Origin of the sequence: Hymenobacter sp. BT559, from assembly GCF_017571525.1 — a bacterium.
GTDB classification, from domain to species: domain Bacteria; phylum Bacteroidota; class Bacteroidia; order Cytophagales; family Hymenobacteraceae; genus Hymenobacter; species Hymenobacter ginsengisoli.
The window spans coordinates 242644-264930 of sequence record NZ_JAGETY010000005.1 but is presented as its reverse complement, the minus strand read 5'-3'; the positions used below and the strand labels follow the sequence as shown (position 1 = coordinate 264930).

The following is a 22287-nucleotide window of genomic DNA, read 5'->3' as shown; positions in this document are numbered from 1 at the left end:
AAGAGCGCCCGCGGGCCTAAGCAGGTTGTACTTATGCGAAACCTTTTCTCGATGCTGTTGCTGGGGGTGCTGGCTAGCCTCGTGCTGCCCGCCCGCGCCCAGAGCAGCAGCGCGCAAACGGTGTCCGTGACTTTGAGCTGGACCACCTACGCCAGCCTGCGCAACCCCGCCGCCGGCCTCGACGCGGAGCCACGCCGCGTGCCCAGCTTCCTGGGGGCCTACCACGGCATAAATCAGCCTATCGGCACTTATACCCTGCGGCTAGTCGGCACCGTGGCCAGCGGCGAGCTACGCGATGCCGCGTATGAGCCGTTTCCGGCGGCCGACGCGAAGCTGCTCGGTACTACGCCCTTACCGGCCACGCCAGTTGTGCAGCTGCGCACCGGCACCGAGGCACGCCGGGCCTACTCCTATGTGCTCATTCAGCCGGTGCGCCGCAACCCGCAGACCGGCCAGGCCGAGCGGCTGCTGTCGTTCAGCTATGCTTATCAAACGGCAGCTAGCCCGGCTGCTACGGCCCGCACCACCGCCCGCAATCACCTCGATACGTCGGTGCTGAGCAGCGGCGACTGGTTTAAAATCGGGGTGCCGCGAAGCGGTGTCTACAAGCTCGACCAGACGGCGCTTAAAAACCTCGGCCTGCCCGTGGCTAGCCTCGACCCGCACCGTGTGCAGCTCTACGGCAACGCGACTGGCTTGCTGCCCCAAGCCAACGCGGCGCCACGCCCCGACGACCTGGTGGAGAACAACATCCTCTTCGTCGGCAACAACGACGCTACCTTCGATGCCAACGAGTACTTCCTGTTTTATGCGAAGGGGCCGCACACCTGGCGCCCCAGCCAGCCGGCGCGGGCGGCCACGCTAGGGCAGCCGGGCCTGTATGGACTGCTGGGCGAGGGTGGCCGCTGGAAGCACATCAACAACATTTATTCCGACACGGCCTACTACTTTGTGCGGGTGGGCAGCACCACCGGGCGGCGCATTGCCACGGCGGCGGGCCCTAGCGGAACGCCCACCGGCGCGGCCATTACTACGTTTCTGGACCGGCGCTTCTACGAGCACGACCTCGTGAATGTGCTGCGCTCGGGCCGGCGCTGGCTGGGCGAGTCCTTTACCAACAGTACCAATCCCACGCGCGACTTTACGTTCAGCGCCGATGGCTACCCGCCCCTGGCCGACCTCGTGGCCGGCGACACCCTGCGCCTGACCGTAGCGGTGGCCAGCACGGCTTTGCAAGGCAGCACCTTTACTACCTCGCTGGGCGGCACGCAGCTAGGCAGCCAGTCGCTGCCGGGGCTACCCGCGGGCTCGTTCAATAGCGTAGCGGTCAATGATTTTCGCACCTTCACCACGCTTACCCCGGCTGGCCTTGCCGACCCAAAGGTGACGGTGGCATTCTCTTCCATCGACCCTAGCGGCACCGGCTACCTCGACTACCTGGAGCTGGTCGTGAAGCGTCAGCTGCGCCTCAGCGGGGCTTACCTAGAGTTTAATTCCTTGAACTACCAGCGCGGCGCGGGCACCGTGGGCACCTTCACCCTGGCTAATGCCAGCGGGGCACAGGTCTGGGACGTGACGAACCCGCGCCGCCCGCTAGGCCAGGCGCTCGACGCCAGCGGCAACTTCCTGGCCTACACCGACTCGGTGCGCGAGTTTGTGGCCGTGCAGCCGGGCGGCACCTTCGAGGCGCCCCGGCTTTTTGGCCGGGTAGCTAATCAGAACCTGCACGCGCTCAACAAAGACGGTAAGTTGGATTTGGTGATTGTGACCTACCCGCCCTTCCGGGCGCAGGCCGAGCGCCTGGCCCAGCACCGCCGCGACTACAACAACCTGCAGGTGGCCGTGGTGACGACCAAGGAGGTGTACAACGAGTACAGCTCGGGCGCGCAGGATGTCACCGCCATCCGCGACCTGATGAAGCAGGTGTATGACCGCAACCCCGACCCCACTAGCCGCCGCAACTACCTGCTGCTCTTTGGCGATGCCTCGTACGACTACAAGGCTTCGCCCTACAACGACGGGGCCCAGGAGCCCGCGTGGTGGGCTAGCCGCCGACCCTTCACCACCAGTAACAACCCCGACGCGGCCAACCAGAACTTCGTGCCGACCTATGAGTCGCGCGAGTCGTTTTTGCCAGTGCAGCAGTACAGTGGGCGCAGCAACCTAGAGGGCGAAAGCAGCTATTCGTCAGAAGATTACTACGGGCTGCTCGACGACAGCGAAGGCGAATGGCTCGAAACGTACAATTCTACGTTTGAGGCTACCGACATCGGCATCGGGCGCCTGCCGGTGCGCACGGTGGTGGGCCAGCGCACCGACGATAGCCAGGCTCGGCAGGTAGTTGATAAGCTCATTGCCTACGACTCGCCGGCCAGCTTTGGCAAGTGGCGCAACCGCATCATGCTCACCGCCGACGACACCGATGCCGAGAAAACCAACGAGTTCGTTACCGAGTCGGAAACGATTTTCGCCGCCACTATCAAGCGGGCCGAGCCGGCCTACAACCTGCAGAAGGACTACCTCGACCTCTTCCCGCAGATAAGTGTAGCGGCGGGGCAGCGGTCGCCGGCCGCCGTAGCCGCCATCGATGAGGCCATCGAGCAGGGCTCGCTGCTGGTGGGCTACACGGGGCACGGCAGCCCCAACTACCTGGCCGATGAGCAGCTTATTACCCGCGCCTCGCTGCTGGCGCTGCACAACCAGAACCGGCTCACCTTCTTCGTAACCGGCACCTGCGACCTGAGCACCTACGACAACCCCGACCTGACTTCGGCCGGCGAGCAGGTGCTTACCGACAATGCCACCGGCGGGGCGGTCGGGCTGTTTACGACTACCCGGGTCGTCTATTCCAACTTCAACACGCAGGTAGTCAACAATTTTTATACCCAGGCGCTAGCCCGCAATGCTGCCGGCACCCTCCCCTACCTGGGCTTTGCCGCCGGTACGGCCAAAAACCAGTCGCCCAGCGGCGACCTCAACAACCGCAACTACACGCTGCTGGCCGACCCCACCACCCGCCTGGCCTACCCTAGCCAGCGCGTGGTGCTCGATTCGATAAAGGTAGACCTCAAGAAAGCCCATACCTTTGCCACAGCCGATACCCTACAGGCCCTGGCGCAGGTGCGCCTGAGCGGCCATATCGAAAATGCCGGAGTGCTGAACGCTGCTTTCGGCGGCACGGCCGACATTACAATTTTCGACAAGCCCGTAACCGTGACCACACTCGGCGACCAGGGCTCGGCAAAGGTGCCGGTCGAGACGCAGGAGAACGTGATTTATGGCGGGCAGGCCACCGTTACGGGCGGCCGCTTCTCAGTCAGGTTTGTGGTGCCCAAGGATATTGCCTACAATGTGGGCCAGGGCAAGATAAGCCTCTACGCCCAGGATATGGGCCACCAGGTCGATGCCCAGGGCTACCAGCCGGCCCTGGTGGGCGGGGCCTCGCGCACGGCCCCCGGCGACACCACCCCGCCGGTGGTGCAGCTTTTTATGACCGACGAAACGTTTGTCTCGGGTGGTGTCACGGGGCTGAGCCCGCTGCTTATCGCCCACCTCACCGACAAGTCGGGCATCAATACCTCGAGTGCCGGCATTGGGCATGATATTACCGCCACGCTCGACAATGACCCGAATAAAGTTGTGACCGTAAATGACTCTTATGCTGCTGATGTTGACAATTTTATGTCGGGGCGGGTGCGCTACCTGTACAAAGACCTGGCCCCCGGCCCGCACACAATTCGCTTAAAAGCCTGGGATACCTACAATAATTCGGCAGAAGGAACGATTGACTTTATTGCGGAGCAATCGGCTCAGCTAGCCCTCGACCACGTGCTGAACTACCCGAACCCGTTCAGCAACATCACCACGTTTCATTTTGACCAGTCGCGGCCGGGCTCGGAGCTCGACGTGCAGGTGCAGATATTTACGGTGGCGGGCCGCCTGGTCAAGACCTTACGCACCACTATTGCGGCCAGCACCAGCCACGTACCCAGCACATTGCAAGATGCCTCGCTGACCTGGAACGGCCGCGACGACTACAACGACCAGCTGGCCCGGGGCGTGTATGTGTACCGCGTAAGCGTGCGCACCCCCGACGGCCAGGCCGCTACTAAGTTTGAGAAACTAGTTTTGCTGAACTAAGCCGCGCGCCGTTGGTTTTGCATGCGGTTTATTTGTCCGTCGGCCCATTCTTTTTTCTGTATTTTGCAACCCTTTCCTGGGCACCAATTCTCTTATAACTAGTCTTTTACCAAACCTTATGCCCTTTTTTCGTACGCTAGGCGTAACGTCGGCACTGCTAGCACTGGCCGCGCCGGCCGCGCTAGCCCAGGTAGCCAACGCCCAAACGCACACCACTACTACCGCGGTCCCCATTCTGATGCTCAGCCCCGATGCCCGGGGCGCAGCACTCGGCGATGCCGGGGTGGCCACCTCACCCGATGCCAACGCCGCCTTCTACAACCCCGGCAAGCTGGGCTTTGTAAATTATAAGTATGCGGTGTCGCCCTCCTACTCCCCCTGGCTGCGTCAGATTACCGACGACATGAGCCTGAGCTACCTCTCGGGCTACGGCAAGGTGGGCGAGCGCGGGGCCATTGCGGCTTCGCTCATGTACTTCAGCCTGGGGCAGATTGACTACCGCGATGGCAGCAACCTGCCTACCGGCACGTTCAACCCAAAGGAGTACGCCTTTACGATGTCGTATGGCCAGAAGCTGGGCGAAAACTTTGGCCTGGGCATCTCGGCTCGCTACGTGCGCTCAAACCTTGTGGGCAATACGCCGGGCAACGACGCGCAGGCTGGCAATTCGTTTGCCGCCGACCTGGGGGTTTATTACAGCAAGGATGCCACCATCGGTACGGGGGTGTATAACCTGGCTTTTGGCGCCGCCGTTACGAACCTGGGCAATAAGATGGTATATGCCGACCCGCAGAATGCCAGCTTTTTGCCCACGCAGCTGCGCCTGGGCACGGCCCTTACCCGCGAAATAGACCCCTACAATAAAATCACGTTGGCATTTGACGCTACCAAGCTCCTGGTACCATCGCCGTACTACGAAGACCCCTACAACAACCAAGATATTACCCAGGTAAACCGGGTAAAGCAAACTAACATCGAGCGCCAGCAGCAGGGTATCGTTTCGGGCATCTTCAGCTCCTTCCACGATGCGCCGGGCGGCTTCAAGGGCGAGCTGCAGCAAATTAACCTGCACACCGGCCTCGAATACTGGTACAACAACACCATCGCAGCCCGCGTGGGCTATTTCTACGAAAACCCGCATACTGGTGACCGCCAGTACCTGAGCTTTGGCCTGGGCGCACGCCTGTCGGTATTCGGTATTGATGGCACATACCTAGTGCCCAATTCGCAGGCCAACCCCGTTGCCAATACCATCCGGGTATCCTTGCACTTCAACCTGAACAAGCTGGCCGATGCCTTCGACGAGAAGGGCGCCGGCGGCACTCAGGGCACGCTGCCGAATTAAAACTGCCGTCAGCCGCGTTTATTGAACGTCATGCTGAGCGAAGAGGAGCCTCTCGCTCGCACCGCTAGGGGTATCCCCTCTAACGATGCGAACGAGAGGCTTCGCAAGCTCAGCATGACGTTCTTTATATTTTACTAGCTACCAGCCGCTACCTCTTCCCTACTCTCCGTGCTCAACCGCCTTCAGCCTCCGCCTACATTTCCGCTCACCCAGCTCGTGCTGCCCATGCCCACGGTGCAGCACCTGCCCAACGGCGCCCGCCTGCACCTGCTGGCCCACGATGCCCAGCCCGTGCTGCGCCTGCAAGTGGTGCTGCCCGCTGGCAAGCGCCAGGAGCCCCAGCCCGGCCTGGCGCAGCTAGCCGCTCGCATGCTCACCGAGGGCACTGCCACCCGCTCGGCCCGCGAGATAGCCGATATGGTGGCCTTTTATGGCGCCTCGCTCGACTGCGAGGCCGGCCCCGACCGCGCCACGCTCACGCTCTACTGCCTGGCCCGCCACCTGCCCACCTTGCTGCCGCTGGTGCAGGAGGTGCTGGCGGCCCCCAGCTTTCCGGAAGAAGAGCTGCGCCAAACCCAGCAGCGCATTGGCCAGAATATGCGCGTCGAGCGCCAGAAAACTAGCTACCGGGCTAGCGAAGAGCTGAACCGCCAGCTGTTTGGCGAAGATTCGGCCTACGGCCGGCCTTTCGACGAAAACTCCTTTAGCCAACTCACCGCGGCCGAGCTGCGGGCCTTTCACGCCGCCGCTTACGCGCCGGCCGGGGCCGAAATTTTTCTGAGCGGCGACGTAGCAGCGGTAGCCGATGCCGTAGCCAGCGGCCTGGGGCAGTGGCAACCGGCCGCTAGCCCCTTGGCCGAAGCTGGCGGGCTCGTGGCCGCCCAGGCCCCGGCCGCAGCGGCCAGCCTGGTTACGGTGCGGGTAGAGGGCAGCATTCAGGCCTCGTTGCGCGTGGGGCGCCGCTGGCCCGCGCTCACCGAGGCCCAGACGCCCGAGCTGCTGCTGCTGGTGAAGGTGCTAGGGGGCTATTTCGGCTCGCGCCTGATGCGTAACATTCGGGAAGACAAGGGTTTCACCTATGGCATCCATGCCAGCGTAGTGGCCCGTGAGCAGGCGGCCTCCCTAGTTATCGGCACTGACGTAAACGGCGAGCAGGCCGATGCCACCCGCCAGGAAATTGCTTACGAGCTGACCCGCCTGCAAAATGAGCCGCTGGGCGACGACGAGCTCGAAACCGTAAAAAACTACACCCTGGGCAAGCTGCTGGGCGAAACGGCCACCGTATTTGAGCAGGCCGACCGCTACCGCTACGTGGTGCTGCAAGGCCTGCGCCCCGACTACTACGCCGAACTGGTGCGCCGCACCCAGGCCGCCACCGCCGAAGAGCTGCAAGCCCTGGCCCGCACCTACCTCAGCCCGGCCGATATGCTGACGGTAGTGGCAGGCGGCACCGTGCCCGAGCCGGCCTAGCCACTGGCAGGCTAGCTACTACTGTTAACTCGAAAGAGCCCCTAGCTACCAGGTAGCTAGGGGCTCTTTTATGCCGGGAACCGCACCAGACCCTAGCGCGACAGGTTGGGAATGCGGAACTGCACCCCTAGCGACGGAATAAATGTGACGCCGCTCAGCGAGGCCGTGCTGCCGTCGAGCAGGGTGTAGTCGCCGTAGTTCTGGTAGTAGAGGCTTATGGCGGGCACTACGTACACGTATTTGTAGCCCAGCTTGAGGTTGAGAAACAGGCCGTAGGAGGAAAAATTGCGGCTCTGGTTTTCGAGTGTAGGCAGCCGGCCAGTACCGGCGCGGTTGTAGAGGTTGTTGGGCTGGAAGCCGTAGCTCACCCACGAGTGCGCATACACCGCGCCGTAGCTGATGGCCCCGATGCTTTCCTCGGGCCCAAACGACTGGCTGACCGTGAGCGGAATCAGAATGTCGTGGCGCGAGGCCGAGAGCCCCAGCAGGTTATTGACATCAGACAGAAACGGCAGGCTGGGTATCGAGGCCCGCTGAATGGCGTATTGCAGCCCGATGCTGGCGTAGGTGGTGCCGCTGGCCGCGCCGCGCTCGGGGTTCTCGACCGAGCCGGTGGGGCCTAGCAGCTGGTACTGCGTGTCAAACACGTGCGAGCCGAACGCGAACTTATAGCCCACATCGAGGCGCGGAATGACGCCGTAGCGAATGCTGAAGTCGGCGGTCGTTTGCACTGGGTCGAGCAAATACGCTAGCGCCGCCGTTTGCAGGCTGCTCACCGAGCCCGAATAGCGCACGGTGTCGCCACTGGCGGCACGGTTACCGAGCTGGCTAGCCGCATCGCGCACAGCTGTGCCGGCCTTGCTCAGCGGCGCCGAGCCCACATTGAAGCCTTGGTTGTAGGCCAGGCGAAACTCGCCCTGGGGTGTCACCTTGCCCGAGGTAGTGATGCCGCGCGGCGCGGTGCAGGCCGTGGCAGCCAGCAGCAAGAGGGCTGCCCCACGGCCAGCCAGGAAGCGCAAGCGCCGCAAAGAAGTTGGAAAGTTCAGCATAGAAAGAAGCAAAAAGAAGCCCGTAGGCCAGCGCAAAACTAAAACCGGGCCAACTCAGCTTCATCTGCTGCATAAGCAACGGAGGCTAGCTCCTCGCATTGTCTCCGTCGCTCAACACGCCGCTTTTATCGACCTATCCCGCTCGCGCCGGCTTACTTTTACCCGACACATTCGCCTTTCTGGCTAGCTCCTTATGACCATTCTCTACGGCGTGCCCGGCGAAGGCCTCGGCCATGCCACGCGCAGCAAAGTCATTATTGCCTGGCTCCTGGAGCAAGGCCACGACGTGCGCGTGGTGAGCAGCTCGCGCGCTTTCACCCTGCTCGACAAGACGTTTCCGGGCCGGGTGCTCGAAATCAAGGGCTTTCACCTGGCTTATAAAAAGCTGACCGTATCGAAGTCGCGTACGCTAGGCCTGACGTTGCGCACGGCGCCTGAGGCGCTGCAAACCAACTTTCGGCAGTACCGGCAGCTGCTGCACGGCTTCCGGCCCGAGGTGGTGATTTCCGACTTCGAGTCGTTCAGCTACTTTTTTGCCAAGCTGCTGCGAGTGCCAGTTATCAGCATTGACAACATGCAGATTATCAGCCGCGCCCGCCTCGATGTGGCTGTGCCCCGCGCCGAGCGCGAGAACTACGACGTGGCGCGCTACCTGGTGCGGGTCAAGCTGCCCCGCGCCCGGCATTATCTTATTACTACCTTTTTTGAGCTGCCGATACGCCCGCGCTATGCCGAGCGCACTACGCTGGTGCCCAGCATTATCCGGCCCGAGATACAGGCAGCTAGCCCCACCACCGGCGACTACATCCTGGTGTACCAAACGGCTACCAACCAAACGGACCTGGTCGAGATTTTGCAGCAAATGCCCGAGCAGGAATTTCGGGTGTACGGCTTCAACAAAGACGAAAATCACGGCAACGTACTGCTGCGGCCCTTCTCCGAGGCGGGCTTTATTGCCGAGCTGGCAGCTAGCCGCGCAGTGCTCACGAATGGCGGTTTCTCGCTGATTTCGGAGGCCGTGTACCTGCACAAGCCGGTGTGTGCGGTGCCCATTCCGGCCCAGTTTGAGCAGTGGCTCAATGCGGCTGAAATAGAAAAGCTGGGCTATGGCCGCCGCTTCGAAGCTATCACGCCGGAAAATGTGCAGACCTTTCTGGCCGGGCTGCCGCAGTTTGAGGCGGCGCTGGCTGGCTACCGGCAAGCGGGCAATGAGGTGCTGTTTGGGAGGCTAGCCGAGCTGCTGGCCGAGGTGTAACGTTTGCGCCGCTGCTCCGGCAACGTTTGCGAAGCCCCACGAAAATGTGTGCCGTTCTTTACCCTAGCGGCCTACATTTGCACTTCCTATCTTTCTTTCAAAAGACATGAGCTACATCGCAGCCATTCATGCCCGCCAGATTTTTGATTCGCGCGGCAATCCGACCGTAGAAGTTGACGTAACCACCGACTCGGGCACCGTAGGCCGCGCCGCCGTGCCCTCGGGCGCTAGCACCGGCGTGCACGAAGCCGTAGAGCTGCGCGATGGCGACAAGGCCATGTACCAGGGCAAAGGCGTGCTGAAAGCCGTCGAAAACGTGAACACCAAGATTGCCGAAGAGCTGGTAGGCTTCTCGGTATACGAGCAGTCGCTGATTGACAAAATCATGCGCGAGCTCGACGGCACCGCCAACAAGGGCAACCTGGGCGCCAACGCCATCCTGGGCGTGAGCCTGGCCGCCGCTCGCGCGGCGGCGCAAGAGCTGGGCCAGCCGCTGTACCGCTACGTGGGCGGCGTGGGCGCTACCACCCTGCCCGTGCCGATGATGAACATCCTGAACGGCGGCTCGCACGCCGACAACAAGATTGACTTTCAGGAATTCATGGTAATGCCGGTAGGCGCTAGCTCGTTTAGCGAGGCGCTGCGCTGGGGCACCGACATCTTCCACACCCTCAAGAGCGTGCTGAAGAAGAAGGGCTACAGCACCAACGTAGGCGACGAAGGCGGCTTTGCCCCCGATATTCAGAGCAACGAGGAGGCTATCCAGATTGTGCTGCAAGCCATCGAGCAGGCCGGCTATAAGCCCGGCGAGCAGGTGATGATTGCCCTCGACCCCGCTGCTTCGGAGTTCTTCGAAGATGGCCACTACCACTTCAAGAAGAGCACCGGCGACAAGCTGACGCCCGAGCAAATGGTGAGCTACTGGGTTGACTGGACCAAGAAATATCCCATCATCAGCATCGAAGACGGCCTGGCCGAGGACGACTGGGCGGGCTGGAAGAGCATCACCGACCAGGTGGGCAAGAAAATCCAGCTCGTGGGCGACGACTTGTTCGTGACCAACGTGGAGCGCCTGCAGCGCGGCATTGATGAGCACATTGCCAACGCCATCCTCATCAAGGTAAACCAAATCGGCACCCTCACCGAGACCATCGACGCCGTGAACCTAGGCCGCCGCAACGGCTACAAGTCCATCATGAGCCACCGCTCGGGCGAAACCGAAGACTCGACCATTGCCGACCTGGCCGTGGCCCTGAACACCGGCCAGATTAAGACTGGCTCGGCTTCGCGCTCCGACCGCATGGCCAAGTACAACCAGCTGCTCCGCATCGAGGAAGAGCTGGGCGAAACCGCCTACTTCCCCGGCCGCAAAATGTAGTTCTTGTTGAGCTAGAAACCGAGCGTCATGCTGAGCCTAGCGAAGCATCTCTCCCGCGCCGCTAGGGCCACCTACCGGCAGAGATGCTTCATTTTGCTCAGCATGACGTTCTTTTGTATTCGATAACTACTTTTCGATGCAGCTTCCTCCCTTTCTCAGCCCCGTGCTGCGTGTGCTGCGCAGCTTCTACTTCCTCTCGGCCGTGGGCTTTGTGGTGTGGATGGCCGTGTTCGACTCCAACGACCTCGGCAAGCAGTACGACATGTACCACAAGTGGCGCGAGCTGCGGGCCGAAAAAGAGTATTACGAAGCCAACATCGAGAGCGTGAAAAAGGAACGCGCCGAGCTACTTAGCTCGCCTGCCCTGCTCGAAAAGTTTGCCCGCGAGAAGTACCTCATGAAGCGCCCCGGCGAGGACGTATTTGTGCTGGTGCCGAAAGAGACTGATAATTAGCCTGACGCTGGCTAGCTCCTGTCACTGTCATAAAAAACGCCCGCTACTCAGCAAGTAGCGGGCGTTTTGCGTTGGGAGCGCCGAGCGGGTTTTCACTTTCAGCACTACTACCCTAGCCGCCTAGGGCAGCTGGCGGCGCTACTTTTACCTATGCCTATGCCACCATTCTGCGTTGTGCCACCTCACAAAGGGCTAGGCTGCCGTGCGGCAATACTGCTGGGCTTAGCCCTAGTGCTAGGCGCGCAGCCTGCGGCGCCTACCCAACCACAAGTGGCCCGGCGCTTTCTGCTCGACATCCTGCACGCCAACTACCCGGCCGCCTACCGCCGGCTAGCCCCCGAAGTGCGGGCCGCCGTGCGGCGGCCCGCGTTTGAGGCGGCGGCCCGGCCGCTGTGGCAGCAGGGCCAGGTGCGTGGGCCCGCCATCGAGCTTTATCAGATTGGCACCCGGCTGGGCGGGGGCCGGCCCAGCCAGTGGTTTTGCCGCTTTGCCTTCGCCCAAGACTCGGCGCGGCACCCGCCGCCGGTGCTGCTCGAAGTCACGTTTCGCGATACCACCGCACGGGCGGTACTGGGCTTCGGGCTGCGGCAGCGCTAGTCGTTCTTTCCTTTTGTAAAATTCAGGCTATAAGCCACGTTGAGCCGAAAGCCATTGTTATTCTCGAATACCGCCCGGCCGCTGGCCTCGTCCAGCGTGTCGTGCTGGGTCCACTGGTTGAGGTAGTTGAGCTCTAGCTGAAAGTTTTTGGCAAACTGATAGCCTAGCCCGCCCGAAATGCGGTTTTGGTTGAACACGTTCTGCCCCACATTGGGCCCAAAGCTGATGAATAGCTCATCGAAGAAAGTAACGTACCACTCGTGGTCGTCGAGCGTGGCGCCCTGCAACGGCATCTGCCCGGCCAGCTGGTAGCGGGCGCGGTTCTGGTATTGCCAGCTAGCCACTTCGGTGGGCCGGGCGGGGTCGAGCAGGCCTAGCCAGCGCTGCTCCAGGCGCAGGCGGTGCTTTAGGTGCAACCGGCCGTAGTCAGCCCCGAAAGTCACATCTTCATACGCCCGGTGCTCGGGCGTGGGCTGGCCCAGCTCGGCGGTGGGGTACTGGCCGTAAGGGTAGGTGACAAAGTAGGTGTAGCCACCGCCCAGCTTCACGTCTTTGGCCAGGTCATATACGCCGCCCAGGCGCAGCAACAGCTGCTGCGGATGCCCTCCGGCCTGCACCCGGCGCCACTGAGCCTCAGTGTGCACGGCCCACCTGGCCGCCACCTGGTGGTCGCCATTGTAGGTAAACCAGGCCAGGGTATTGTGGTCGAGCAGGCGGGTGGTTTGGGCGGCCGCCGGGGCGGCAACGAGGACTAGCGCAACCAGTACAAAACGCAGGAATAGACTCATCGTTTCTTCACCTACGTTTTTTTCAAGCAATTAGCCGGGCAGCGAAATTTTGCCTAGGCTAAGGGTCGGGCTGCCAGCCAGCGTTTCATTGGCCAGCACGGCAAAGAGAATTGCCTCTTTGGCATCGGGTGGCACGGCGGCCTCGGCGGTAGTGCGGAGGTGGCTGGTGGGCAGGTGGCGGGCCAGGGCTGCCAGCAACGTAGCATTGTGGGCTCCGCCGCCGCTCACCAGTACCTCGGCCGTGGCTGGCGGGGGCAGATAATAGTGCATTGCCTCAGCTACCATGCTGGCCGTCAGCTCGACTAGGGTGGCCAGCAAGTCCGGGGCCGAGAGGCTTTTGGTATTGGTCTGACGCTGATTTTCGGCCAGATACGCGGGTGAAAACAGCTCGGGGCCGGTAGTCTTAGGAAACGGCTCGGTGAAGAACGGATGGCTGCGCAGCGCCGCCAGCAGGCCCGCGTGCGGCCGGCCCTGCGCAGCGTACTGCCCATCGGGGTCATAAGCCAGGCCGGGATAGTGTTGCCGCGCTACGGTGTCGAGCAGGGTGTTGCCCGGGCCAGTGTCAGTAGCTTGGGCGGGACCGCCATCGGCGGGCAGCAGCGTGAAATTGGCAATACCGCCTAGGTTGAGCAGCAGGCGGTTAACGCCCGGCTTCCGAAACAGCAACTCGTCGGCAAAGGGGGCTAGCGGGGCACCTTCATAGCCAGCGGCCACGTGCTTCTGCCGAAAATCAGAAACCGTGAGGATGCCCGTAAGCCGGGCCAGGTGGTCGCCATCGCCGATTTGCAGCGTGGCGTGGTGTCCAAAGTCGGCGCGGCCGTGCTGGTGGCGCGGCGCGTGCCAGATGGTTTGGCCGTGGCTGGCCAGCACGTCTACGTCGGCCGGGGCTAGCCCCCACTCGGCCAGGCACTGCAAGAGTATCGCGGCGTGGCGGCGGGCCACTTCCGCGTTAAGAATCACCACGTCTTCGAGCTGCACTTTAGGCTGACTGATGGCCCGCAGGCGCTGTTGAAAATCAGCCGCATACGGCACCGTAGCAAACTGTTCGAGCACCACGTGCAGGCTAGCGCCGTGACCGGTGCAGCGACACAGCGCCACGTCGAGGCCATCGAGCGAGGTGCCCGACATCAGGCCGATGATGCGGCGGCTGGGCTGCGCGGCCACAGCCGCCAGGCGCGCTAGCTGGGGGTTCATGGCGCGGGCACTGGCGTTTCGCCACCGGCTAGCTTGGGGTTGTCGCGGTGGCGGGTGGCGTCGCGCTGGGTTTTCTTAGCCAGGTTGCGGGCCAGGGCCTCGGTGAGGTTAGTACCCGTCTGGTTAGCCAGGCAAATGAGCACGAATAGCACATCGGCCAGCTCGTCGCCCAGCTCGCGGCCCTCGTCCGACTTCTTAAACGACTGCTCGCCGTATTGCCGGGCAATGAGCCGAGCCACCTCCCCTACTTCCTCCGTAAGAATGGCCATATTCGTCAACTCACTGAAGTAGCGCACACCGGTGGTGGTTATCCACTCATCAACGGTGGCCTGGGCTTGTTCTAACGTCATGCTGTTAAGAAGTTAAGTAGTGGGCGAGTCGAGCACGATAGTCACCGGGCCGTCATTGAGCAGGCGCACCTGCATGTCGGCCCCGAAGATGCCAGTGGGCACCGGCTGGTCCAGTTCCTGCGCCACCAGGGCCACAAAGCGCTCGTAGAGCGGCTCGGCCACGGCCGGTGCGGCCGCGCCACTATAGCTAGGGCGGTTGCCCTTGCGCGCGTCGGCCAGCAAGGTAAACTGACTGACTACCAATACTTGCCCGCCCACGTCGCGCACGCTGCGGTTCATCTGGCCGTTTTCGTCGTTGAAGATGCGCAGGTTCACCAGCTTGCGCACCATCCAGGCCAGGGCGGCCTCATCGTCGGTAGGCGCACAGCCGGCCAGCACCAGCAGGCCGGGGCCAATCTGACCGGTGATGACGTTATCGACAGTGACGGAAGCTTCGCGAACGCGCTGAATAACGAGGCGCATTAGAAATATCTGGTAGCTAGTGGGTACTGATTATTGCTGATTCCTGTACATTAGCGCGGGCTAGCGATGCATGATTATCGCTTGATTTTCAGGCTATCTAAGTGGTGCTGAAAGCGGCGGGCGAAGGCCTTGTGCTGGGCAAAGGTTTCGCTGAAATCGGAGAAGCCGCTGCCATCGGGCCGGGCGCAGAAAAAGACAAAGTTGTGGTGCACCGGGCGAAGCACGGCATCGAGCGCCTGCGGGTAGGGGGTGGTGATGGGGCCAGGGGGCAGCCCCTTGTGGCGGTAGGTGTTGTAGGGCGAATCGACTTTCTTATCCACATTAAGCACGCGCTTGCGGGTACCCAGGCCGTGCAGCGGCCACAGCAGCGTGGGGTCGGCTTGCAGGGGCTGGCCCCGGCGCAGGCGGTTGAGATACACGCCCGCGATAAGAGGCTTGTCAGTGGGCTGGGCCGTTTCGCGCTGCACGATGCTAGCCAGCACGGCTACCTGCACCGGGCTCATCTTTAAGGAGTCGGCCTCAGCCAGCCTGCGCGGGTTCCAGAAGCGGCGGTGCCGGGCAGCCACCGAGTCGAGAAATGCCGCTGCCGGCGTGGGCCAGAATAGCCGCAGCGTGCCCGGGATAAAGAGCGTGCGCACGGTGGCCGTATCGAGGCCGTAGCGGCGCATTAAATAGGCATTGTCAGTCAGCAATCTATGCAACTGCGCCGTATCGAGGCTGAGCTGGCGGCCAGCCTGGCGCGGCAGCTGTGGCAGGTAGTGGAAGGGTTTGAGGGTGAAGGCTAGCGTATCCTGCCGGCCGCTTTCGAGCAGGCGCAGCAGCGCCAGGTTGCCCAGCCCGGCGGACAGCGTGTAGCGGCCGGGCTGCACCGGGTGGGCCGGTGTGCCAAAGCCCCACCAGCGGGCCACCCGGGCAAAATCCCCTGGCCTAGCCAGCAGTTCCGGCCGGCGCAGCGAATCGAGCACGGCACTCAGCCCCACTCCGCGCCGAATGTAGAGATACGCCGGGCCCTCGACGGTAGCGGGCACGTTGGGGCGATACAGAAAATTCCAGACCAGCCCGGCGCCCAACGTCAGCAGCCCTAGCACCACCACGGCTACCGCTAGCCCCACCCGGCGCGGGCGCGGTGCGGCAGGCAGCGAAGAAGGCTCGAAGGGCAGCGGTTCGGTCATGGGGGCAACAGGCGGTCGTCAAAATTAACGCTACCGGCCAGCTTTATTGCCCCAGCCGATAGAGCACGCCCACACTCAGCAGCAGGCGCCCGAGCTGCCAGGGAGCTTCGGTGGCGGGCTGGCCAGCCACAAATACGCGGGCTTCTGCGGCCGGCAGGTCGAGGTCGGCAGCGTGCTGACTGAAGCTGAAAAAGCCTTTTTTTTCCTCGATAAGTAGCTGGCTGCGGGTGCGCAGCGGCAGCAGGTAGCCCAAGTCGGCCACGGCTTCCCAGTGGTGGCTTACTTCAAGGCCTAGCCCTAGCCGAGGCTGGAGCGCGTCGGTAATAACTTGAAGCGAAAGCGTAAGCTCATCGGCAGCCAGCGGGGTGCCAGCCAGGCGCAAATCAGCATCGGAGTTAGCAAAGGTGCCTAGCTCCTGCCCCACACTTTGGCGCAGGTAGGCCAGCCCGGCACGGGCGCGTAGCGGCCGGCCGTACGGGTTGAGGTTGTGGGCGTAGCCGAGGCCAGCCTCCCAGCCGTCGCCGCGCAGCTGGCCTAGCAAGTGGCGCGTGGTGGCATAGGCGGCCAGTTGGGGCGTGAAGTCGAGCTGCACACCGAAAGCATATTGCATAGCCAGGCCCTGGACGGCGGTAGCGGCCTGGGCATCGGCCCGGAAGGTTGAGCCAGCAGGGGCTAGCACCATGCGCAGGTCGGTAGCGGGCACGCGCACCCCTAGCAGGCCACCGGTGTAAGTATAGCGCAAGTGGCGCAGCAACCCCCATTTTTTGGGAGCTGGCGCGGCAAGGATAGCAGTGGGCGCCGGCCGGCGCAGCAGCGTATCGGCCTGGTGCTGGCGGGCCTGGTCGAGCAGCGCCTGCGGGGGCAGCACGGTGGTATAATGCTGCCAGAAAGTAGAATCGTAGGGCGCGGGGTTGTCGAGGAAAATGTCGGTGTATTGGCTGCGTGCCTGGTAGCCAGGCAGCGCCGCCTGGGCCGTGTCGATGGCCGTGGTTACAAACTCGGCCAGGTGGTGGCGCACCTGCCCGGCGAGTGGCTTGCCTAGCGTATTATACCAGATGCTTTTCAAGTAATACCGCCCGGCATATACCTGGTAGTCGGTGCGATAAGCGCGTTCGCTGGCATCAAATACCAGCATGCGCTCGCGCCGGATGCCCGCCGGTGTGCGGTGCCAGCGCGCCCCCAGAAACGCGTAGCTCTGCTCGTCGATATATACCTCGCCCGCAAAATTGGCCCGGTCGGTGCCCGGCCGCGGCCCGAAGGTGATGACGTACACGGCCCGCCCCTGAAACGTGGTTTGCGGGCTGAGCCGGTACTGGTAGTTCTTGAAATGCCGGGCGCTGATAAACTCGGCCCGCGTGTGCACAAAATCAAACCGGTGCGGCACGAAGGCCCCGGCTACCCAGTTGATGGGGGCTAGCGCGGCGCCCGGCTGAGCGGGGCGCAGGTCTACGCGCCGCGACTGCAATACCTGCACCTGGCCCGGCTCATCTGGCTGCTGATAACCAGGCTTGTACACCCGCAACAGGCCCTCCACAAGGTAGTCGTAGCGCTGCCGGGTAGCTTCGTCGTCCGACTCGCGGTAGAAGCCCGTGAGCTGCGTAGGTCGCACCGGATAGTTGAGCGGAATACGTGCCACCGCCTCCCGAATTATGCCCTCGGCCGAAGCCGTAACGGTAACCGTGCCCAGGCTGGCCGGGCTACTGCGCAGCTCAATCAGCAATTCAGCACTCGGGAGCGGCGGCAACGGGCGGCGGTAAGGCCGGTAGCCTAGCAGCGCTATTTCAAGCTCGCTGGCCTGGTAAGCGGCCGGCACCCGCAGGGCGAAGCGGCCCTCCAGGTTGGTACTGGTGCCCAGTCGGTTGCCCCCGATGCCTACCTGGGCATTTGGAATGGGCTGGTGCGTATCGGCATCGAGCACGCGGCCGCGCAGCACGCCTTCCTGCGCCAGCGCAGGCAAAGCCAGCAGGTATAACAGCAGCGTTAGCAGCTTCATAAACGCAAGATTACATAATATAGAAAGAGGTTTCGCCAGGCTATATCATCATCGACAGGCCTAGCGAAACCTCTTTTTACCTTGCGTAACCTTGCGCGCTAGGCTTGCAGCGGCTCTTCCAGCTCGGCAATGGCCAGGCCGTGCTGGCCAGCAGTTTCGCCCAGCAACTGGCGCTGCCAAGGGCGCAGGGCGGCTAGGCTGCCCTGCTCCACCACATCGCCAATGAGGCGATTGCTAAGCACGGTGTTGGCCAGCACCGGGCTGTAGTCGGCCGCCAGGTGGTTTTTGAGCGTCGTGAGCAAGGTTTCGCGGGCCTCGGCGCGGGCCGCCACGGGGCCGCCAAAGCGGCGGCGGAAGGGCTGCGGCCGGCGCTGGTCGGCGGGCAGCGGGCCATCGGGGGCTAGCTCGGCAGTGGCCAGGGCAACGAGCTCGTCGGCGTAGGGCGCGCGCTTTAGCTCGGGGTGCAGGCCGCCCGCATTGCGCAATGCGCCGTGCGACGTAATAGGCTGGCGCGTGATTTCGGCTAGCCTATCATTGCTGAGCACCATGTAGCTCGGCCGGTCGAGCTGGCGGGCCACGCGGTCGCGCAGGGCGTACAGCTCCCGAAACAGCGGCAGCTCCTGGGGGCTGATGCGGTACTTGCCAGCTAGCCGCAGGTGCGGGCGCAGCTCACCGCGGCCGTAGCGCACGGCTTCGAGGGCGTGGTTTTCTTCGGCGGCCCACTGGGCGCGGCCCTGCTCTTGCAGGCGAACCGCCAGGCGGTCGGTGAGCTCAAACAAGTACAGCACGTCGTTGGCGGCGTACTCTTTCTGGGCCTCGGTGAGAGGGCGCTTCAGCCAGTTTGACTTCTGCTCGCCTTTATCCACCTCAAACCCTAACTCGCTCTGAATAAGACGCCCTAGCGAGATATTGTTATCCTCAAGGGCTAGCAGCGTAAACTGCACGCTGGTGTCTACAATGGTGCGGCACGTAACGCTGAACAGCTCATCGAGCAGCAGAATGTCGGACTTGCAGGAGTGGAATACCTTGGCCACGGCCGGGTCGCGCAGCACGGCAAACAACGGCTCCAGGCCGGCAGCCATCTCCGGCTCCAGCGGCAGCGGATCGATAAGGTAAACCGCCTCGCCGTCAAACACCTGAATGAGGGCCAGGTGGCGGCCGTAGCGATAGCGGTTGTCGTCAAACTCCAGGTCGATGCCAATGCGCGGCAGCGTGGCAAAGTGGGCTGCCGCGTCGGCCACCTGGGCCGCCGTGGTAAGATAATGAATAGTAGGCTTCATGCGTGGCGGCAAAGGTAGGGGCGGCTAGGGGTAACGAAATAGGATGAACACATTGAAGGTGCCATTAATTAAGAATGGTTTTTAACTACCTTATTTCTCGATAATCGCATTAAATAAGCACCGCTAGTACAGAAATACTTCTAAAATAAACCAGAATTGTTCTCACTATTTCAGGGACTTTCCAAAATTTTATTATGATTTCTTACTGAAGTACCCTTTAATTTGTAAGTACCCTTTTATCCTGCCCAAGCCCTCTTTTGCTGCCTTCTTTTTATTACTCATTTTACTCATTGCTTCATGAGAAAAATTTTTACTCCTATACTGGTTGTAGCTGCCCTGCCAGTGCTAGCCCAGACGCAGGCCATCAGTGGCCGGATAACAGGCACTGACGGTAACCCGGTACCGGGCGCGACCGTTGTAGAGCGTGGCACTACCAATGGCGTGACCAGCGACGCCGACGGGGTATTTCGCCTAGCGGTGAAGCCGGGCGCTACGCTGGTTATCAGCTCGGTAGGTTTTACTACGCAAACTGTTCCCGTCGGCAGCCGCAGCGCTGTCAATGTGACGCTGGCTGCTAGCACCACCGACCTGGGCGAAGCCGTGGTAGTGGGCTACGGTACCCAGACCAAAGCCGACCTCACGGGCTCGGTAGCGCAGCTAGCCAGCAAAGACGTAGGCAACCAGCCGGTGCAGTCGTTCGAGCAATCCATACAAGGTAAAGCTGCGGGCGTGTTTATCGAAAACAGCAGCGGCAAGCTCGGCCAGGGCATTAAGGTGCGGGTACGGGGCGTGTCTTCCATCAGCGGCAACGCCCAGCCGCTGTACGTAGTGGATGGCGTGCCGGTAGTAGCCGACAACATGTCGTCGACGGAAGCAGCTACCAACCCCATTGCCGACATCAACCCCAATGACATTGAGAGCATCAGCGTGCTGAAAGATGCTTCGTCATCGGCTATTTACGGCTCGCGAGCTACCAACGGCGTTGTGCTCATCACCACCAAGCGCGGCAAGGCCGGCGCGACGCGCTTCAACCTGAATGTGCAGGGCGGCTACAGCGAGCCCACGCACAAGCGGGAGTTTCTTAACAGCCAGGAGTATGTGACGCTGCTAACTGAGGCGCTGGTCAATTCGGGCCGCTCGGCCACGTCTAATGCCAACCGCCTGAAGACCTACGCGGGCGGGGCCACCGACCCGCTGACGTATAATACCAACTGGCAGGACCAGGTTTTCCAGAAGGCTCCCTTCCAGCAGTACGACCTGAATGCCAGCGGCGGCAATGAGAAAACCCGCTTCTATTTTTCGGGCCAGTACAGCGACCAGAAGGGTATTCTTATCAGCAACGAGTACAAGCGCATCGCCGCGCGCTTCAACCTCGACCATCAGGCTACCGACCGGCTGTCGTTTGGCATTAACATGACGGCCACGCGCTCGGTCAACAACCGTGTGCCCAACGATGACGCGTTTAGCACGCCGATGCAGATTGTGGCCTTGGCGCCGATTACGCCTTCCATCGACCCGCGTACTGGCCTAACCAGCGGCGCGCTTGACCTAAACACGGGCCTTCCCAATGCCACCTTTCCCTTCTACTACAACCCGTTGCTGAATATTCAGGGCGGCTCGTACACGACTACTATTTACCGGCTGTTGGGCAATGTGTACGGGCAGCTGAAGCTCACCAACGACCTTAACTTCCGTTCGGAGCTCGGCACCGACGTGCTGAACCAAAACGAGGAGCAGTACCTCGGACGCATCACCTCGCGCAACAGCGGCCCGACCAACGGCTTTGGCTTCAACGCAGCCCAAACCAATGCGAAGGTGGTAGTGAACAACTACTTCACGTACAAAAAGATGCTCGCTGAGCAGCACGCCCTGGAATTTACCCTGGGTACGAGCTACGAAAGCGGCCGCCTCAACGGCAACAGCGTGACGGGTACGCAGTTTGCCTCCGACGCCTACCGCACCATTGATAACGCCTCGCAAATCACGGCGGGCACTTCCTATACCACCAGCTATGCCCTGGTGTCGTACTTCGCTCGCGGCTCGTACGCCTTCGCCGGCAAGTACCTGGTGGGGGCTAGCGCCCGCATCGACGGCTCATCGCGCTTTGGGGCCAACAACCGGTATGGCGTTTTCCCGGCGGCGTCGGTCGGCTGGTTGATTTCGGAAGAAAGCTTCCTGAAGGACAATCCTACGCTGAGCTTGCTCAAACTGCGCGCCAGCGCCGGCAAAACCGGTAACCAGAACTTTGGCAACTTCGCCTCGCGCAGCCTGTTCTCGGGCGATGCCGGCTACGTTGGGGTACCCGGCCAGCGACCTTCGCAGCTCGGCAACAATGACCTGACCTGGGAAACGACGGTGCAGTACGACGCCGGCGTAGAGTACGGTTTCTTTGGTGGCCGCATCAGCGGTGAAGTAGATGTGTACCGCAAGAATACTACTGGCCTGCTGCTCTCGCAGCCTGTACCGGGCACCTCTGGCTTTGCCTCTCGCAACTCAAACGTGGGCAGCCTGCGCAACCAGGGCATCGAGTTCTCGCTCACTACCCGCAATATCGTAGGGGACTTCAACTGGACGACCAGCGCGAACGCCGCTATCAACCGCAATAAAATTCTGGACCTGTCCGGACCGGACATTCTGGGTAGCTTCCTGAACCGGGCCCAGGCGGGCCAGCCCCTGGGCGAGTTTATCGGGCCAGAATACGCGGGCGTAAACCCCGACAACGGCGACGCCCTGTATTACCTGAATACCACCAACGCCGACGGCACCCTGAACCGGGGCACCACTAACGACATCAACCTGGCCGCCAACGTACCCATTGGCAACCCTAACCCGCTGTGGACTGGTGGTATCACCAACACGTTCTCTTACAAAGGCTTCGACCTGGCCGTGACCCTAGTGGGCGTGTTTGGCAACCAGATTTTTGACGGAGGCGCACAGTATTACTCGGTGGGCTTCAATAACGGCCCTGACAACCAGACCCGCGACCAGCTGAACCGCTGGCAGAAGCCGGGCGATATCACCAACGTACCCAAGGCCGTTTACCTGGGCGGCAATGGTATCGGCAACTCGTCGCGCTTCGTGCAAAACGGCGATTACGGCCGCCTGCGCTCGGTGGTGCTGGGCTACAACCTGCCCAGTGCGCTAGCCAGAAAGGCTTACTTCCAGACCGCGCGCATCTTCGTGCAGGGCTACAACTTGCTCACCTTCACTAAGTACACCGGCTGGGACCCCGAGGTTAGCTCCGACTACGTGACGGGTACCGGTAATAATACCCAGAATAATATTAGCCAGGGCATCACCTTCTACACAGCCCCGCAGGCCCGCACCTATACCGTGGGTATCAACCTGGGCTTTTAGCGC

16 protein-coding genes are annotated in these 22287 nt (G+C 62.0%); 8 read left to right on the top strand and 8 right to left on the bottom strand.

Annotated elements, in window-relative coordinates:
• The first annotated feature begins 33 nt into the window (after positions 1-33).
• The 3 genes from porU to J4D99_RS09300 all read left to right on the top strand — a co-directional run bounded on the left by porU (position 34) and on the right by J4D99_RS09300 (position 6955).
• The gene (porU, locus tag J4D99_RS09310) at positions 34-4140 is read left to right on the top strand and encodes a type IX secretion system sortase PorU (protein WP_208131420.1); all 4107 of its coding nucleotides are present in this window, start codon (positions 34-36) and stop codon (positions 4138-4140) included.
• Positions 4141-4258: 118 nt separating this feature from the next.
• Positions 4259-5485, top strand: coding sequence for a type IX secretion system outer membrane channel protein PorV (porV, locus tag J4D99_RS09305; protein ID WP_208131419.1), 1227 nt, complete (start codon positions 4259-4261; stop codon positions 5483-5485).
• 168 nt (positions 5486-5653) lie between these two features.
• Positions 5654-6955, top strand: a complete 1302-nt coding sequence (locus tag J4D99_RS09300; protein ID WP_208131418.1) for an insulinase family protein — start codon at positions 5654-5656, stop codon at positions 6953-6955.
• 92 nt (positions 6956-7047) lie between these two features.
• Here J4D99_RS09300 and J4D99_RS09295 read toward each other — a convergent pair whose 3' ends face one another.
• Complete coding sequence (locus J4D99_RS09295) at positions 7048-8004, bottom strand: hypothetical protein (RefSeq protein ID WP_208131417.1); 957 nt, start codon at positions 8002-8004, stop codon at positions 7048-7050.
• A 193-nt stretch (positions 8005-8197) separates the two neighbouring features.
• Here J4D99_RS09295 and J4D99_RS09290 point away from each other — a divergent pair, with 193 nt between their 5' ends.
• The 4 genes from J4D99_RS09290 to J4D99_RS09275 all read left to right on the top strand — a co-directional run bounded on the left by J4D99_RS09290 (position 8198) and on the right by J4D99_RS09275 (position 11688).
• Complete coding sequence (locus J4D99_RS09290) at positions 8198-9259, top strand: MJ1255/VC2487 family glycosyltransferase (RefSeq protein ID WP_208131416.1); 1062 nt, start codon at positions 8198-8200, stop codon at positions 9257-9259.
• Between the two features lie 106 nt (positions 9260-9365).
• Entirely contained in the window at positions 9366-10637 is a 1272-nt protein-coding gene (gene eno / locus J4D99_RS09285) for a phosphopyruvate hydratase (protein WP_208131415.1), read from the top strand.
• 136 nt (positions 10638-10773) lie between these two features.
• Positions 10774-11091, top strand: a complete 318-nt coding sequence (locus J4D99_RS09280; RefSeq protein ID WP_208131414.1) for an FtsB family cell division protein — start codon at positions 10774-10776, stop codon at positions 11089-11091.
• 174 nt (positions 11092-11265) lie between these two features.
• Positions 11266-11688 (top strand): hypothetical protein, encoded by a 423-nt coding sequence (locus J4D99_RS09275; protein ID WP_208131413.1) that lies wholly within the window; start codon positions 11266-11268, stop codon positions 11686-11688.
• Here J4D99_RS09275 and J4D99_RS09270 read toward each other — a convergent pair.
• The 7 genes from J4D99_RS09270 to J4D99_RS09240 form a co-directional block, all read right to left on the bottom strand.
• Positions 11685-12476 (bottom strand): DUF2490 domain-containing protein, encoded by a 792-nt coding sequence (locus J4D99_RS09270; RefSeq protein ID WP_208131412.1) that lies wholly within the window; start codon positions 12474-12476, stop codon positions 11685-11687. The genes J4D99_RS09275 and J4D99_RS09270 overlap by 4 nt on opposite strands.
• Positions 12477-12506: 30 nt before the next feature.
• Positions 12507-13670, bottom strand: a complete 1164-nt coding sequence (locus J4D99_RS09265; RefSeq protein WP_208131411.1) for an anhydro-N-acetylmuramic acid kinase — start codon at positions 13668-13670, stop codon at positions 12507-12509.
• A complete protein-coding gene (locus J4D99_RS09260; RefSeq protein ID WP_208131410.1) occupies positions 13667-14020 on the bottom strand; it encodes a nucleotide pyrophosphohydrolase in 354 nt (117 codons plus the stop codon). Before J4D99_RS09260 ends, J4D99_RS09265 begins: the two co-directional genes overlap by 4 nt.
• Before the next feature lie 12 nt (positions 14021-14032).
• Positions 14033-14482 (bottom strand): D-aminoacyl-tRNA deacylase, encoded by a 450-nt coding sequence (dtd, locus tag J4D99_RS09255; RefSeq protein WP_208131409.1) that lies wholly within the window; start codon positions 14480-14482, stop codon positions 14033-14035.
• A 74-nt stretch (positions 14483-14556) separates the two neighbouring features.
• Complete coding sequence (locus J4D99_RS09250; protein WP_208131408.1) at positions 14557-15654, bottom strand: endolytic transglycosylase MltG; 1098 nt, start codon at positions 15652-15654, stop codon at positions 14557-14559.
• A gap of 43 nt (positions 15655-15697) precedes the next feature.
• Positions 15698-17647 carry a carboxypeptidase-like regulatory domain-containing protein gene (locus J4D99_RS09245; RefSeq protein ID WP_208131407.1) on the bottom strand — a complete coding sequence of 650 codons (1950 nt, stop codon included), beginning with the start codon at positions 17645-17647 and terminating at the stop codon, positions 15698-15700.
• Positions 17648-17745: 98 nt separating this feature from the next.
• Entirely contained in the window at positions 17746-18927 is a 1182-nt protein-coding gene (locus J4D99_RS09240; protein WP_208131406.1) for a ribonuclease D, read from the bottom strand.
• A 297-nt stretch (positions 18928-19224) separates the two neighbouring features.
• On the opposite strand from J4D99_RS09240, the gene J4D99_RS09235 reads away from it, so the two are divergent.
• A complete protein-coding gene (locus J4D99_RS09235) occupies positions 19225-22284 on the top strand; it encodes a SusC/RagA family TonB-linked outer membrane protein (RefSeq protein ID WP_208131405.1) in 3060 nt (1019 codons plus the stop codon).
• Positions 22285-22287 lie beyond the last annotated feature (3 nt).